Genomic DNA, 15,186 nt, shown 5'->3' with positions numbered 1-15,186 from the left:
AATGATCAAACTGCTGTTGTGGCCCACCAAAGTGCTACTCTGTGGCAACATGGACACAGTAGATTTGCCGGCTTGCTTCGGTGGATTCCTGGCTTTCAGGCTGGATTGGAGTGTTGTATCAAGCCCTACTGCGGGAAATACCGGTGGGGCCTAAAAGAACATGAGAGTTGTTTTAGCTGTAGCTAATACTTTGAGCTTGGCCGCAGGTATTGGTGCCCTGTGGCTCATCCTGTCGGGCGCCGGACCCGCACTTGCCGAGGAAGCCGCCAAGCCCCAACCGGCCCAGTCAAAGCCGGCCGACGCCAATCCCTGGGCGGTCAACTGCTCCAGCGGCTCGGCGAGCTCCGAACTTCAATGCCAGGTGTCGCAGAACCTGACCGAGGCGAAGACAGGACAGCGCGTGCTTACGGTGACCGTTCGCCGCGACAACGGCAATGGCAGCCTCGCCATGCTGCTCGCCTTGCCGCACGGCCTCTTCCTGCCGTCCGGCGCCAGCTACCAGATCGACCAGGGACAGAAGACGACCATCGCCATCCAGACCAGCGACCAGAACGGCGCCTATGCCGCCACGCCGCTGCCGCCGGACCTCGTCAAGGCGATGAAGTCGGGAACCAATCTGAACATCGGCATGGAGTCCGTCACCCGCAAGCCGGTCACCATCCCGGTGTCGCTGGCCGGCTTCACCGCCGCCCTGACCAAGCTGGAATCGATCAAGTAGCGGGTTCGCCGGCAACCGCGGCCGACATCCTATCCCTTCGTCATCCACGGGCGGAGCAGCCGCGGCGCGGCGTCGCGGAGACCCGAGGATCCATGCCGCGACCGTGCTGGCGGGTGCAGCGGAGCAGAATCTGGACCGTGGCAACGCTCCGGAGTCCCGGCATGGATTCTAGGGCCTGCGCTGCGTCGCTGCGCTCCTTGCTCCGCTCTAGGATGACGAAGTCGTGGGCATCTCCGCTCCGCACTCAAGGTATCGGTGCGTCAATACGAGCAACCGTCTTGATTGTCCGCACCTGCGATGCTCCGTTGTCGCTTCGGACATCCGGAGAAACACATGACGGGTTTTGTCGACCGGCAGCGCGCCACGCAGTTGATGCAACGCGCTGGCATCGCGGCGCTGGTGCTCTCAGCGCCCGAGGCCTTCCATTATGCGACCGGCGCTTCGATCGGTCCGGCCGGACTGTTCCGGCGCGCCGGCGCCGGCTTCGTCGTCGTCCCGGCCAGGCAGGACCTGCCGATCGGCGTCGTGGTCGCCGACTTCAATGCCACGCAACTGCGGACCGCCGCGCCCGAGATGGTCGTGCGCTCGCACCCGATCTGGATCGAAGCAGCGCCGATCGAGACAGAGCCTGCCGGGCTGCCCCTGGCGGAGCGTATCGAGGCTGGCCTGGCTTCGCTCGGCCGCGCGCCGGATTTCGCGCGTCCCGCCACCTTCGACCTCGCCGGCTCGGTGCGACAGCTGCAGGCAATCCTCGCCGATTTCGGGCTGGAGCGCGCCACGCTCGGCCTCGACCTCGACTTCATTCCCGCCGCCGATTTTGCCGCCATCCAGGCGCTGCTGCCGGATTGCCCTGTTGTGGACGGCTCGCTTGTGCAGGACCGGCTGCGCGCGCTCAAGTCGCAGCGCGAGATCGACCTGCTGCGGCAAGGCATCATCCTGTCGGAAGCCGGCCTGGAGCGGCTGCAGGTCGATGCCATGGCCGGCATGCGCCAGAGCGATCTCGTCGCGCTCTACCGGCAGGGCGTCGCCACGGCGGCGGCCGGCTTGTCCCACCCGGTCATCACGGCCGAATATGTGACGCTGGGCGCCCGGGCCAAGGGCGCCGACGCCAGGGCCGTGGCGGGCGATCCGCTGAAATGCGACATGGTCTGTACGGTCGGTGGCTACGCCTCCGACATGTCGCGCAACTTCACCTTCGGCCCGCCTTCGGCTGATCAGGCCGAACTGCACGCCATTGCCGAGCGCGCCTTCGACGATGGGCTGGCCGAGCTTGTTCCCGGGAACACGCTTGCCCATGTCCACCGCGTCGCCACCGACAGCCTGGCGCGCCAAGGCCTGCGCTCCTACCGCCGCGGCCACTTCGGCCACGGCGTCGGGCAGTCGGTCTTTTCCGAGCAATGGCCGTTCATATCGGCCGGCAGCGAGGTCGTGATCGAGGCCGGCATGGTGCTGGCCTTCGAAATCCCGCTCTATATCGACGGCCTCGCCAGCTTCAACCTCGAGGACCAGTTCCTGATCACGCCGGATGGGCCGGTCGCGATGAACCGGCTGCCGCGGCGGCTGGAGGTGATTGGGTAGTAGGAGGCTTGAGATCTGCACCTCCGGAAATTGGCTGAGGTCCCTCCACCTTCGTCATCCACGGGCGGAGCAGGAGCGAAGCTCCGTCGCGGAGACCCGAGGATCCATGCCGTGACCTTTCCGTGGGGTGCAGCGGAGCAGAATTTTGGACCGCCGGGAACGCTTTGATGTCGCGGCATGGATCCTGGGGTCTGCGCTGCGTCGCTGCGCTCCTTGCTACGCCCCAGGATGACGACGGGAAAGGTTTTGCCGTCCAGCGATCAAACCTCCGTACAGGTCCCTAAGCGCTCACCGCCGGCCGCTTGTCCCTCCATGGCATTTCCTGTTCCAGCTGCGCCGACGCCGCCAGCACCGTCGCCTCGTCGCCGTAGCGGCCGACCAGTTGCACGCCGACCGGCACGCCGCCGTGCGACCAGCCGAGCGGCAGCGAGATCGCCGGCTGGCCGGAGATGTTGAAGGGGAAGGCAAAGACGGCATCCGTCCATTTGGCGTTGTAGCGGTCGATGTCGGTCTCCGACATGTCGTAATAGCCGAACGGCCGCGGCAGTTGCGTCAAGGTCGGCGTGACGAAGAGATCATAGGCCTTGAGGTCGCCGACAATATCGCGGCCGACCTGCCGGAGCTGCTCGACATCGGAGATGTGCCTGACCCCGCTGGTGGCGCGGCCGCGCTCGATGATCGCCCAGGTCACCGCCTCGACATCGCCTGGCGTCACCCGCCGGCCGATCACCGTTTCCAGGGAGTCGAAGGTCGCCGCCGTCTGGACGCAGGTCATGTTGGTGTAGGTTGCCCATACGCCATTGGCATCGAGCGGCATGTCGTGCTCCTCGACATGATGCCCCAACCGCTCGAATGCGGCCACGGTCGCCAGCACCGCCGCCTTCACCTCCGGATCGATGGCGGTGCCGTTGGGCGGCGTGACGGTGAAGCCGATGCGCAGGTTTTTCGGCGCACGCGCCGACAGGCTGAGCCAGGAGGCATCCGGCACCGGCGGCGTATAGGGCTCGCCGGGCAGCGCACTGGCCACCGCATCGAGATAGGCCGCCGTGTCGCGCACCGTGCGCGAGCAGCAGAGGAAGTAGGCACCGCCATACCAATAGTCGCCGAACGGGGCCAGGCTGACGCGGCCGCGCGATGGTTTCAGGCCCACGATCCCGCAGCAGGAGGCGGGGATGCGAATCGAGCCGGCGCCGTCGCTGGCCTCCGCGATCGGCACCATGCGCGAGGCGACAGCCGAGGCCGCGCCGCCGCTCGAGCCGCCTGGCGTGATGCCTTCCTTCCACGGGTTTTTCGTCGTGCCGTAGAGTTTTGGTTCCGTCGTGATCGACCAGCCGTTTTCGGGCGCGTTCGACTTGCCGACCAGCACCAGTCCCGCCGCCTTCATGCGGCGAACGACTTCGGTGTCGAAATCGGCGACGACATCTCTGAGGTAGAAGCAGGAATTGGTGTTGGGCGCACCCGTCCAGGACGAGGCCAGTTCCTTGAGCAGGAATGGTACGCCGGCAAAGGGTGCCGATCTGTCGACCGTCGCGGCCTGTGCGCGCGCCATGTCATAGAGGCGATGGACGACCGCGTTGAGCGACGGATTCAACCGCTCGACCAGCGTGATCGCCGCCTCGACCAATTCCGCCGGCGAAACCTGGCCGCCGCGGACCAGCGCGGCGAGGCCAAGCGCGTCGGACTCGGCATAGGTCTTCAAAAGACTGTCGGTGACCATGTCTCACTCCCAAATTTGCGTTGCCTCGACATCGCGCTTAGGAATGCGCGAGCTGTCGCTACCGGCTAATTACAAATGTAGGCGCCGCCCCTCATCCGCCTGCCGGCACCTTCTCCCCGTATAGTGACGGGGAGAAGGTGAAACTCCTGCGCTGCCGGTGCCGCCTCCAGCGCCAGCAACCGGATAGCATCAGGCCAGCTCGACCGTCCGTCCCAGCTCTATGCTCTGTTCGGCCGCGAGCACGATGCGCAGGCTGTTGACCGCCGCGTCCATCTGCTCGGTCAGATCGAGGTCCTCGCTTATGGCGCGCAGGAAGAACGCCTGCTCGCGGTCGCACAGTTCCTGGTGGCCGGGCTCGTCCTCCATGCTGACGATCTCGTCGGGCTTTTTGAAATTCTTGTCGCCGTCGACGGCGGCATAATGGATCTTCAGCGCGTCGGTCTTGGTGTGCCGGTCGATGTCGGCGGAGTTCGACACTTCGGCCAACTCGGCCGCGCTGCTCGCCTGCTGGCCGGCGACGATCGAAACCGCGCCTTTCGGGCCGACGACATCCTTCACGAAGTAGGCCGTCTCGCTCATCATCGGACCCCAGCCGGCCTCGTACCAGCCGACCGAGCCGTCATCGAAGGTGACATGCAAGTGGCCGTAATTCTGCTTGTCGGCTTCGGCCCATAGTTTGGCGCCAATGCCATGCACGCGCACCGGCTTGGCGCCGGTCAGCTGGCACATGACGTCGACATAATGCACGCCGCAATCGACGATCGGGATCAGCGAATCGATCAGGTTCTTGTGCCAGTGCCAGGCGCTGCCGCTGCTTTGCTGGTTGAGGTTGAGCCGCATGACCAGCGGCTTGCCGAGCGTCTTGCCAACCTCGATGAACTTGATCCACGAGGGGTGGACGCGCAGGATGTAGCCGAGCACCAGCTTGCGGTTTTTCGCCCGCGCGGCCGCCACCACCTTTTCGGCGTCCTCGATGTTGGTGGCCAAAGGCTTTTCCATGAACACGTGGCAGTTCGCCGCGATCGCCTTCAGCGCGTATTCGGCATGGGTGTTCGGCCAGCTGTTGATCGAGACCGCATCCGGCCTGGTCTCCCTCAGCGCCAGGTCGAAATCCTCGTAGAGCGGATAACCGGCGAGTTCGGCCGGGATTTTCGTGTTGCTCTTGATCGAGCGGCTCATGATGCCGACGATCTCAAACCCCTCCGAGCGATGATAGGCACTGGCGTGCGACGCACCCATATTGCCGAGACCCACCACCAGTACTTTCACCTTGTCGGCCACCGTTATCTCCCAGGTTCTGGATTGAATTGTGCGCGGCGACCGGTTGCCGCGTGTTTATCCGGACAATCACCTCAGGTCAGCGCCGCCGCTCGTTGCCCGGCCCTTTCCTCTCCCCCGTCGATCGGGGGAGAGGTGTCGAGCGAAGCTCGACGGAGTGGGGGTCGACCTTCGCCGCCCGCCTGAGGTTACTTCGCCAGATTGTGCCTGTCCCGCAGCGACTGCGCGTTTAGCGACCGCCTTCCCCCACTCCGTCGCCGCTTCGCGGCGCCACCTCTCCCCCCTCCGGAGGGAGAGGAAAGGAGCCAAGGCAGGGCAATGAGGAGTGGCGTCGTCATGGCCTTCGCTTGCGCGCCTCTACTTCACCGCCGAATCGAACAGGTGCGCCTTGATCTTCTCGACATCGAGCGCGGCAAAGCCCTCCGACAATTTGACCCCGTCGGCGTCGGCCTTGACCTTGGCCTTGTCGAAGTCGTTGGCGGCCGGGATCAGGTCGTTGCTGCAGACATCCTCGGCCTTAACCGGGTTGGTGATCTGGCCGATCTTGTGGATCTCGTCGAAGAAGCCCTGCCAGCTCGCCATGTCGTGCGACCCCCAGCCGCCGCGCTTGTCCATGTCGCCGCGGAAGACGTTGATCTGCTGCAGGATCGAGGTGGTGCCGAGCTCCGGTCCGAGGTTCTTGGCCAGGGTCGGGAACTGCTCGAACACCGCTTCGACCGCCGCGCGCGGATTTTGATAGCCGAACTCAAGGCCCATCGCCCAGCCGCGCAGGTATCTTTCCAGGAACGCCTTCTTGTCGGGATCCTCGAGATCGGCGGCGCGCACGACGAAGGTGTTGGCCGGCAGTTTCGAGTTCTTCACGCCCAGCCAGTATTCGAAATCGAGACCCTTGGCGATCCATTCGGCGCGCAGCCCTTCCCATGACAGCGCCGCATCGCCCTGGCCGCCGGCAAGCGCGGTGCCCCAGGTCGGCCAGCCGGCCTCGACATACTTGACCTTCTTGATGTCGACGCCTTGCGCCGCAAGCAGCGGATCGGTGATCGACTGCCAGGCTGCGGAACCAAGCAGGATGGTCTTGCCTTCGAGCTTCTTCAGGTCGTTCGAGCCCTCGCCCTTGCGGAAGGCGATGCTGAACGTGTCGCGCGTGCCCATGTGGAACACCGACTTCAGCTTCATCCCGTTCTGGATGGCGAAGGAGAACACGCCGGGCGATGGAAAGCCCATATCGGCCTGGCCGACATCGACGAACTTCACCGTCGCCGTGCCGTCGGACGGTCCCGGCTGCATGTCGGTGTCCAGCCCGTCGAAATAGCCGGCCTTCTTGGCCGCCCAGTAGGGATAGTCGTCGAGCACTTCGAGCGTGCCGCGCGGCGAGATCCAGGTGAATTTTCCATAGGCCTCGGCCCTCGCCCTGAGGCCGGTGGCGCCGAGCGCGGTCGCCGTCACCAGCCCGGCGCCGGTCACCTGCAGGAAGGTGCGGCGGCTCATTCCCGCCTGCTGGATGAAATTGTCTTTGGTCATGGCATTCCCCTTTTTTGTTTGATGTCAGTCTGCCTTGCCGCCCGCCTCCCGGGCGTGGTCATTGCTTCTGCGTCAAGCCTCCCAGCTCGCCCATTTCTTGCCGATGAGGAAGAACAGCACGTAGATCAGGATGCCGAGCATCGACAGGATCAGCACCACGGCGAAGAATTGCGGCATCTGGATCATCGACGAATAGGTGGTCAGCCGGTTGCCGAGGCCGAAGCCACCGCCGACCATCTCGGCGCCGACGGCGGTGAGCAGGCCGAAGATGGCGCCGATCATCAGCCCGACCAGGATCATCGGCAGCGCCATCGGCGCGCGGATCTTCCAGAAGATCTGCAAGGTGCTGGCGCCATAGGACCGCGCCAGCGCGATCTTGGCGCTGTCGACGCGACGAAAGCCGGTGGCGGCATTGATCATCACCATCGGCCCGGCGGCCAGGGCCACCGCGATGATACGGGGCGTGTAGCCGAAACCGAAACGCAAGATGAGCAGCGGCACCAGCGCCAGCATCGGCGTGGTGACCAGCAGCAATATATACGGCGCGACGATCTTTTCCGCGAACGGGAACTGGGTGATGACGGCGGCCAGCACCAGGCCGACGGCGGCGCCGATGACAAAGCCGGACACCAGCTCGACCAGCGTATAGCCGAGATGCGGCGCGATCAGCGGAAACTCGTCGAACAGCGCATAGGCGATCGAGCTCGGCGGCGGCATGATGTAGAGCGGCACATGGAACAGCCGCAGCGCCAGTTCGATGCCGCCGATGATGATGACGGCGACGGCGAGAATGGCCGCCACCTCCTTGCCCGACTTGATGCCGGGGCCGCTGGCGAAGGCCGAGAGGTTGGTCAGGCTGACGTCTTGCCCATCGCCTGACTTCGACTTCGAAAATTCGGGAATGGCGTCGCTCACGGCCTGATCCTCACGATCTCGGCGCTCGGGCGCTCCGGCGCCTTCGGTCTGGTGCGCTCTCCGACAATGTCCATCTTGATCCGGTTGGTGAGGTCGAACACCTCCTTCGTCGCCATGATCTCCAGCGAGCGCGGCCGCGGGAACGGCACGCGGTATTCCTTGGCGACGCGGCCCGGCCGCGCGCTCAGCACCACGACGCGGTCGGAGAGGAAAATCGCTTCCTCGATCGAGTGGGTGATGAAGACGATAGTGGTCTTGGTGTCGAGCCAGATCTCCTCGACCAGCCGGTTCATCTCCTCGCGGGTAAAACTGTCGAGCGCGCCGAACGGCTCGTCCATCAAAAGCACCGAGGGTTTCAGCGCCAGCGCCCGCACGATCGCCGCGCGCTGCTGCATGCCGCCCGAAAGCTCGCGCGGGAACTTGCCGCCGAAACCGTCGAGGCCGACGCGGTTAAGCAGATGCGCGATCCAGGTGCGGTCCGGTTTTTCGCCTTTGATCTCGAAGGGGAAGCGGATGTTGGCGTCGAGATTGCGCCAGGGCAGGAGGTTGGCTTCCTGGAAGACGATGCCGATATCGGGATGCGGCCCGGAAATCTCTTTGCCGTCGAGCTTGATCGCGCCGCTTGTCAGGCCGTGCAGCCCCGACATCGACCACAAAAGCGTGGTCTTGCCGCAACCGGACGGGCCGACGATCGAGACGATTTCATTGGCTCTGACGTCGAGGCTGCAGCGGTCCAGCGCCAAGAGGTCGCCGGACGCCGTGTGATAGATCTTGGTCGCTGCCTGCACGCCAAGCTTCGGCGTTGTTATCTCGCCCGCGTTCATCCGCCCCTCGGAGATTGCGTGATGATCCCAAAGGTCATCAGACTGTCAAAAATCAGTGTGTAACTATCCTACTTTGCTGTCAAGCGTCGACGACGGCGAGCATGGGACGAGAACCGACTACTAGGAATAACTATCTGTTTTGACGTTGTATTCTTTGCCTTGAAATTCGTGTTGCTTTCCTACATGATTTGGCAGGCGCACACGCGAATGCCCTCGCGGCACGCATCGGTTGCAGCGCCGTCCTGCGCATGGAACGACAGCGTGCAAACATGATAAGAGGTCAGGTCGAAAACGGGCTAGGGAACACCGCCTTCATGACCGAAGCTGCCAGCCATCCGATCGCGGACGAAGAGGGAACCGGGGGCGAACCCGTCCGGCGCATTCCCGACATCATCTCGCTGGTCAAGGATTCCTACGGCGAATTGCGCCCGGCCGAACGCCGCGTCGCCGATGTCGTCCTCGAAAATGTCAAATATGCCGTCGACGCCTCCAACGCGGCGCTAGCCCAGCGCGCCGGCGTCAGCGAACCGACGGTGACCCGGTTCTGCCGCGCCATCGGCTGCGAGGGCGTGCGCGACTTCAAGCTGAAGCTGGCGCAGAGCCTCGTCGTCGGCGCGCTCTACCTGGACACGTCGCCGGCCAGGGAGGGCGACGCCGCCATGCCGTTCTGGAACGCGGTGTTCGGCGAAGCGCGCCGGGCGCTGCAGGAAACCGAGCGGCAGCTCGATCCGGGTGAGCTGGAAAAGGCCGCCGAGCTGATCGCCCGGGCCCGCCAGGTCACCGTGTTCGGGCTCGGCGGCAGCTCTTCGGCGCTGGCGCAGGAAACTCAGTACCGGCTGTTTCGCTATGGCATCTCGATCAGCGCCCAGTGCGACCCCTATTTGATGCGCATGACCGCCTCGACGCTGAAGCCCGGCGACCTGGTGGTCGCCATCTCGGCGACCGGGCGCACGCGCGAGGTGATCGAGGCCGTCGAACTCGCCAAGCACTACCGTGCCAACGCGATCGCCGTGACGGCGCCCGATACCGAGCTCGCCCGCGCCTGCGACGTCAGGCTGACGGTTGCCGTGCCCGAATATCCCGACACGCTGAAGCCGACGGCCTCGCGCTTCGCCTTCCTGGCGATGATCGACCTCCTGGCGGTGGCGTCGGCCTACAAGCTCGACGGCCCGGCCCGCGAGACCGTGCGCCGCATCAAATACAACGCCCAGATCCACCGCACGGGCAAGGAAATGGAGCCGCTCGGCGACTAATCCTTCTCCCCGTCACTATACGGGGAGAAGGTGCCGGCAGGCGGATGAGGGGCAGCGCCGAGTTCGACAGTTGCCGTCCCGCTATACAGATTGGACGCATACAAGAGGGAAAACATGCTCGAAATGTCACCATCCAAACAGGCGGCCGCATGGCTTGGCTCGTTTTCGCAGGCGCTTGAATCCGGCGACGTGCCGGCCGCAAGCAACCTGTTCGTCGACGATTGCTATTGGCGCGACCTGCTGGCCTTCACCTGGAACGTCACGACGATGGAAGGCCGCGAGGCCATCGCCGACATGCTGAAGTCGACGCTGGCGACCACGAAGCCTGCCGCGTGGCAGCTCACCGGCGAGGCAACCTCGGATGAAGGCACGATCGAGGCCTGGTTCACCTTCGAGACGGCGGCGGCCACGGGCCAGGGCATCATGCGGCTGCGCGATGGCCGCTGCCGTACCCTGTTCACGGCGATGACCGACTTGAAGGGACACGAGGAGCGCAAGGGCGCGGCGCGGCCGCTGGGCGTGCGCCACAAGGCGGACCCGGAACGCGAGACCTGGTCGGAGGCGCGGGCGCGCGAGACGCGCGAGCTCGGCGTAACGGAGCAACCCTATTGCCTGGTCATCGGCGGTGGCCAGGGCGGCATTATGCTCGGCGCACGGCTGCGGCAGCTCGGCGTGCCGACCATCGTCATCGAGAAGAACGCACGGCCGGGCGATTCCTGGCGCAACCGCTACCGCACGCTCGTGCTGCACGATCCGGTCTGGTACGACCATCTGCCCTACATACCGTTCCCCGACAACTGGCCCGTCTTCACGCCCAAGGACAAGATGGGCGACTGGCTGGAAATGTACACGCGCGTCATGGAGCTGAATTACTGGGTCGCCACCAGGTGCCTCAGCGCCAGCTACGACGAGGCGGAGAAAGAATGGACCGTGGTGGTCGACCGCGTCGGGCAGCGCATCACGCTGAAGCCGAAGCACATCGTCTTCGCCACCGGCGCCTACGGTCCGCCGCGCAAGATCGACCTGCCGGGTTCCGACCAGTTCAAGGGCGAACTGCTGCACTCCAGCCAGTATGCCAGCGGCGAGAAATTCCGCGGCAAGAAGGTCGCCGTCATCGGTGCGGCCAGTTCCGGCCACGACGTCTGCGTCGACCTCTGGGAGAGCGGCGCCGACGTCACCATGATCCAGCGCTCGCCGACCACGGTGGTCAAGTCGGACACGCTGATGCAGGTCGGCTTCGAGATCTTCTCCGAGGACGCGCTGGCGCGCGGCATCACCACCGAGAAGGCCGACATGATCGTCGCCTCGACGCCGTTCGCGCTGGTGCCCAAGGGCCAGCGTGCGCTCTACGACGTCATCCGCGCGCGCGACGCCGAATTCTACGAGCGTCTGGCCGCCTCCGGCTTCGCGCTCGATTTCGGCGACGACGAAACCGGCCTTTTGATGAAGGCCTACCGCACCGGCTCTGGCTATTACATCGACGTCGGCGCCTCGGACCTGATCATCGACGGCAAGGTCGGCATCCGCAGCGGCGTCGCGATAAAATCGCTGACGGCGAAAGGCATCCTGTTCGAGGACGGCAGCGAGCTCGAGGCCGACGCCATCGTCGCCTGCACCGGCTATCAGTCGATGAACGAGAATGTGGCGGCTCTCGTCTCGCGCGAGGTCGCCGACAAGGTCGGCCCCTGCTGGGGCCTCGGCTCCGGCGTCAGGGGCGACCCCGGCCCCTGGCAAGGCGAATTGCGCAACATGTGGAAGCCGACGGCGCAGGAAGCACTGTGGTTCCACGGCGGCAATCTTGCGCTGTCGCGCTTCTATTCGAAATATGTCGCGCTGCAGATCAAGGCGCGAATGGAAGGGATCGAGACGCCGGTTTATGGGGCGCCGAGCAATTCGCGGCGGTGAGGCGGAAGCATGCTTCGGTGAGAGGTCGACCCCCACTCCGTCGAGCTTCGCTCGACACCTCTCCCCCGATCGACGGGGGAGAGGAAAGGCGCAAGTTCACCGACCTTGGCTCCCTTCCTCTCCCTCCGGAGGGGGGAGAGGTGGCTCGGCGAAGCCGAGACGGAGTGGGGGAAGCCGCTCGTCAATCGCGCAGCCGTCTCGATATCGGCTAATCGTGCCGGTGTCCGAAATGCCTGGCCGCCACCTCGACATGGGTATGATTGGCATGCGCCACGAAGCGCTCGGTCTCGCCGACATCGTCGACCGCCTCGTTCGGCCACCAAATGCCGCCGACGACGATGCCTTCCGACACCAGCCGCTGGTCGGCGACCAGCGAGGCGCCGACCGCGTCGACGAAGGTGAAGCGGCCTGACCGCTGCCGCAGCACGGCCACGTCGCCGGCGGTGCCGATCGTCAGCGTGCCGAGGTCGGGCCGCGCGATCGCCCGCGCCGGCGCCTGCGTCGCGGCACGCAGAACCTCGACCAGCGGCATGCCGAGGGCCATCAGCTTCGACATGCAGACCAGTATGTCGAAGGCCGGCCCGTCGACGCAGTAGAGATGCACGTCGCTCGAGATGACGTCGGGCGCCAGCCCTTCGGCCAGCATGGCGCGGGCGACCTCGAAGTCAAACGAACCCATGCCATGGCCGAGATCGAAGATGACGCCGCGCTCGCGCGCCAGCCGCATGTCGGGCCGCACCGTGCCGGAGGCGAACACCGGCGCATTGGGGAAGGGCCGGAAGCAGTGGGTGAGGATGTCGCCCCGGCGCAGGCGCGGCAGCACTTCGGAGCGGCCGGGCGGTGGCTCGTCTATATGCGCCATCAGCGGCAGGCCGGCCTTGTCGGCGGCCTCCAGCGCCAGGTCGACCGGCGCGATGCCGCTTGTGCCGCCGGCATGCTTGCCGGAGCGAACCTTGACGCCGACGACGACGTCGGCGTGCTCGCGCACCGCCGCCACCACCTCGCGCGGCTCGCAGAGACGGAGATCGCTGCATTCGCCGACCGACACCGTCTGCGAGAAGCCGAAAATGCCGGCAAAGGAAATGTTGACATAGGCCAGGATGCGCACCTTCGAACGCTCCATGACATGGCGGCGGAAGCCCAGGAAATTGCCCGCGCCCGCGCTGCCGGCGTCGATGAAGGTGGTGGTGCCGCTCTTGGCTGCGAGCCTGTCGGCGTCGACACCGAGGGAAGTGCCGCCCCAATAGACGTGGCTGTGCAGGTCGACCAGGCCGGGCGCGACGATGCAACCGGTGGCGTCGACCACCTGGGCGGCGCTGGTCGCGGGGATGTCGGCGTCGATCGCGGCGACGCGGCCATTGGCGATGGCGACATCGCGCGGCGCATCGATGCCGGCCGCCGGGTCGATCAGCCGTCCGCCCTTCACGAGGAGGTCGAATTGCATTGTTGGAACCTCCGATTGGCCGAATTGCCGTCTCAGGCCGGTCTGTAGGCGACAGCCTCGACTTCGATCTTGATGTCGATCATCAGCCGCGATTCGACCGTGGTGCGGGCCGGCGGATTTTTCGGAAAATGCCTGGCATAGATAGCGTTGAAGGCGCCGAAGTCACGCGCGTCCTCGAGCCAGACGGTGGTCTTGACCACATCGTCCATCGTGCAGCCGGCGAGCGCCAATGCGGCCTTCACATTGGCGAGCACCTGCTCGGTCTGCTCCGTGATGCCGCCCTTGACCACGATGCCGTCGCCGCCGACGGGAACCTGGCCCGAGACAAAGACGAAATCGCCGGCCCGCACGGCCGGCGACAGCGGCACGTGGGATGTTCCGAAAGTCTGCTTGGGCAAGGGACGGCCTCCTCCGATGACATGGCCGGACACCGAGGCGGCGTCCGCTCCGGGACGAGATTTACCGCGATCGCGGCAATCCCGATAGAGGCCCTTGTTGGAAAGCAACATTGTTCGAAATCCGTGTTGCTTTATTACAGATGCGCTTGCATCGTGCGCGTTTGCCGGACGGGCTCGACGCCACGACCGACAGACGCCCTCGCTAAACCGGAGACCCCGACAATGACCTTCGACAAGAACCCGTTCCCTCCCGGCGACGCAGACCGTCACGCGCTGTGGGAGATGCTGATGCGGCGCGACATCGACGCCTTCATCGACCAGGATTGGGCCATGGTCGAGAACGATTTCATCGCCGAAAGCTTCTTCGGCATGCATGCGCATTTCCTGGCCAATGCCGATGCCTGGCGGCTGCAATTCCCGCGGCTGGAGATTTACCGCGACGAGTGGCTGCGCCAGGCCAAGGAAACGGCGGCGACCAAATTCGCCGAGCCGCTGCGCGAGGCGCTGTTTCGCGTTACCAATCTGCGCGACATCGATGTCGACGGCGACCGCGCCGTGCTGCACAAGAAGTTCGACGGCAGCGTCGCCAAGGCGGATGGCAGCGTCGACCGGCTGAAATGGCAGACACTGTATTTCTGCCGAAAGGTCGGCGCGAGCTGGAAGATAGCCGGCTTCGTCGGCTACATGCCTTATCCGCTGGGAAGCTAGTTTCGATTTCCATGAATGGCCATCGACAGTCGCGATGGCCGATCAGCCGCGCCAATTCCCGTGGCGAGCTGCTCAGTACAGCGTGATGAAGGCCGGGAACAGCACGCCTGTCTCCCTGAAATACTCGATCAGCTCGATGGCCGGGAAGATGGCGAGGAAATAGAGCCCGTCGAAAAAGGTGCGCCTCAGCGCCCGGGTCGAGAACCGCAGCTCGTCATTGTCGTGGTAGAGCAGCGGGTTTGGCCAGAACCGGGGCGTCGCCTTGATGTAGGCGCTGTAGGCCGGGCCGAACTTGCCCAGGAGATATTCGGCCTCCCTGCGCGCCGTGACACGGAAGATCAGGAAGCTGGCGACGCCAAGCGCGGCGGCGGCCACCACCGAGCCGTAGAGCAGGCCGATGCCGACCGCGCCGACCGTCGAGAAGAAGTAGAGCGGGTTCTGGCTCATCGAGAATGGTCCCGTCGAGACCAGCTCTTCATTCTTCTTGCCGCCGACATAGAGGATGCTCCACAGCCGGCCGGCGACGCAGGCGAGCACCAGGCAGAAGCCGAGGAATTCGAGCGTTTCGTGGCCGTTCGAGCCTTCGCTGAGCGCCGGTTTGGTCAGGAACAGCAGCAGCACCGCCAGCACCGCCGCGACCCGGATGAATATCAGCCGCTTGCGCTGGTCGAAAGCCTGTGAAACCGGCTTGAGGGAAGCGTAGGTCATTTTCGCGTTTTCCTGGGCACTCTGGTGCAGGCCCGGCCACTGGGGCACGCCATTGATGGCGGATACAAGGCGCTCACCCTCTATCAGCGCATCGCGAGGCATTCGTAAAGGCCTTTTGAGCCAGCCACCGCCATCCTTACGAATTTGTATGGCGCCGGACAGGCTGGTGAGAAGTCGCTTGCCTATCATCATCCGAATGCCGGATCGCTTCCGCCGCCG

13 protein-coding genes are annotated in these 15,186 nt (G+C 65.0%); 5 read left to right on the top strand and 8 right to left on the bottom strand.

Annotation, left to right across the window (positions count from 1 at the left end; genetic code table 11):
• The first annotated feature begins 196 nt into the window (after positions 1-196).
• The gene (locus tag MESAU_RS04355; protein ID WP_224587168.1) at positions 197-718 is read left to right on the top strand and encodes an invasion associated locus B family protein; all 522 of its coding nucleotides are present in this window, start codon (positions 197-199) and stop codon (positions 716-718) included.
• A 333-nt stretch (positions 719-1,051) separates the two neighbouring features.
• On the top strand, positions 1,052-2,296 hold the full coding sequence (locus MESAU_RS04350; RefSeq protein WP_015314839.1) for a M24 family metallopeptidase: 1,245 nt from the start codon (positions 1,052-1,054) through the stop codon (positions 2,294-2,296).
• Positions 2,297-2,576: 280 nt separating this feature from the next.
• Here MESAU_RS04350 and MESAU_RS04345 read toward each other — a convergent pair whose 3' ends face one another.
• The 5 genes from MESAU_RS04345 to MESAU_RS04325 all read right to left on the bottom strand — a co-directional run bounded on the left by MESAU_RS04345 (position 2,577) and on the right by MESAU_RS04325 (position 8,551).
• Positions 2,577-4,013, bottom strand: a complete 1,437-nt coding sequence (locus MESAU_RS04345) for an amidase (RefSeq protein WP_015314838.1) — start codon at positions 4,011-4,013, stop codon at positions 2,577-2,579.
• A gap of 189 nt (positions 4,014-4,202) precedes the next feature.
• Positions 4,203-5,294, bottom strand: a complete 1,092-nt coding sequence (locus MESAU_RS04340; protein WP_015314837.1) for a Gfo/Idh/MocA family protein — start codon at positions 5,292-5,294, stop codon at positions 4,203-4,205.
• Positions 5,295-5,648: 354 nt separating this feature from the next.
• Positions 5,649-6,812, bottom strand: coding sequence for an ABC transporter substrate-binding protein (locus tag MESAU_RS04335; protein WP_015314836.1), 1,164 nt, complete (start codon positions 6,810-6,812; stop codon positions 5,649-5,651).
• Between the two features lie 72 nt (positions 6,813-6,884).
• The gene (locus MESAU_RS04330; RefSeq protein WP_015314835.1) at positions 6,885-7,727 is read right to left on the bottom strand and encodes an ABC transporter permease; all 843 of its coding nucleotides are present in this window, start codon (positions 7,725-7,727) and stop codon (positions 6,885-6,887) included.
• The gene (locus tag MESAU_RS04325; protein ID WP_015314834.1) at positions 7,724-8,551 is read right to left on the bottom strand and encodes an ABC transporter ATP-binding protein; all 828 of its coding nucleotides are present in this window, start codon (positions 8,549-8,551) and stop codon (positions 7,724-7,726) included. Before MESAU_RS04325 ends, MESAU_RS04330 begins: the two co-directional genes overlap by 4 nt.
• A gap of 314 nt (positions 8,552-8,865) precedes the next feature.
• Here MESAU_RS04325 and MESAU_RS04320 point away from each other — a divergent pair, with 314 nt between their 5' ends.
• Complete coding sequence (locus MESAU_RS04320) at positions 8,866-9,804, top strand: MurR/RpiR family transcriptional regulator (RefSeq protein ID WP_015314833.1); 939 nt, start codon at positions 8,866-8,868, stop codon at positions 9,802-9,804.
• 114 nt (positions 9,805-9,918) lie between these two features.
• Positions 9,919-11,709, top strand: a complete 1,791-nt coding sequence (locus MESAU_RS04315) for an NAD(P)/FAD-dependent oxidoreductase (RefSeq protein WP_015314832.1) — start codon at positions 9,919-9,921, stop codon at positions 11,707-11,709.
• Between the two features lie 208 nt (positions 11,710-11,917).
• Here MESAU_RS04315 and MESAU_RS04310 read toward each other — a convergent pair whose 3' ends face one another.
• Positions 11,918-13,153: an amidohydrolase/deacetylase family metallohydrolase gene (locus MESAU_RS04310; RefSeq protein WP_015314831.1), complete on the bottom strand. Its 1,236-nt coding sequence runs from the start codon at positions 13,151-13,153 to the stop codon at positions 11,918-11,920.
• 32 nt (positions 13,154-13,185) lie between these two features.
• Positions 13,186-13,551 (bottom strand): RidA family protein, encoded by a 366-nt coding sequence (locus MESAU_RS04305; protein WP_041163620.1) that lies wholly within the window; start codon positions 13,549-13,551, stop codon positions 13,186-13,188.
• A 222-nt stretch (positions 13,552-13,773) separates the two neighbouring features.
• Between MESAU_RS04305 and MESAU_RS04300 the strand changes: the two genes are divergently transcribed.
• The gene (locus tag MESAU_RS04300; protein WP_015314829.1) at positions 13,774-14,259 is read left to right on the top strand and encodes a hypothetical protein; all 486 of its coding nucleotides are present in this window, start codon (positions 13,774-13,776) and stop codon (positions 14,257-14,259) included.
• A gap of 72 nt (positions 14,260-14,331) precedes the next feature.
• Here the strand turns inward: MESAU_RS04300 and MESAU_RS04295 are convergent, their stop codons facing one another.
• Positions 14,332-14,967 carry a methyltransferase family protein gene (locus MESAU_RS04295; protein ID WP_041163619.1) on the bottom strand — a complete coding sequence of 212 codons (636 nt, stop codon included), beginning with the start codon at positions 14,965-14,967 and terminating at the stop codon, positions 14,332-14,334.
• Positions 14,968-15,186 lie beyond the last annotated feature (219 nt).

It is taken from the genome of Mesorhizobium australicum WSM2073, from assembly GCF_000230995.2.
Classification (GTDB): domain Bacteria; phylum Pseudomonadota; class Alphaproteobacteria; order Rhizobiales; family Rhizobiaceae; genus Mesorhizobium; species Mesorhizobium australicum.
The sequence above is the reverse complement of the archived record's forward strand: the minus strand, read 5'-3'. Positions and strand labels throughout refer to the sequence as shown.

Bases quoted from the DNA above. Each gene is read 5' to 3' on its own strand.
- MESAU_RS04325 (WP_015314834.1), bottom strand. From the start codon at position 8,551: ATGAACGCGGGCGAGATAACAACGCCGAAGCTTGGCGTGCAGGCAGCG.
- MESAU_RS04310 (WP_015314831.1), bottom strand. From the start codon at position 13,153: ATGCAATTCGACCTCCTCGTGAAGGGCGGACGGCTGATCGACCCGGCG.
- MESAU_RS04315 (WP_015314832.1), top strand. From the start codon at position 9,919: ATGCTCGAAATGTCACCATCCAAACAGGCGGCCGCATGGCTTGGCTCG.
- MESAU_RS04345 (WP_015314838.1), bottom strand. From the start codon at position 4,013: ATGGTCACCGACAGTCTTTTGAAGACCTATGCCGAGTCCGACGCGCTT.
- MESAU_RS04320 (WP_015314833.1), top strand. From the start codon at position 8,866: ATGACCGAAGCTGCCAGCCATCCGATCGCGGACGAAGAGGGAACCGGG.
- MESAU_RS04350 (WP_015314839.1), top strand. From the start codon at position 1,052: ATGACGGGTTTTGTCGACCGGCAGCGCGCCACGCAGTTGATGCAACGC.
- MESAU_RS04335 (WP_015314836.1), bottom strand. From the start codon at position 6,812: ATGACCAAAGACAATTTCATCCAGCAGGCGGGAATGAGCCGCCGCACC.
- MESAU_RS04300 (WP_015314829.1), top strand. From the start codon at position 13,774: ATGACCTTCGACAAGAACCCGTTCCCTCCCGGCGACGCAGACCGTCAC.
- MESAU_RS04295 (WP_041163619.1), bottom strand. From the start codon at position 14,967: ATGACCTACGCTTCCCTCAAGCCGGTTTCACAGGCTTTCGACCAGCGC.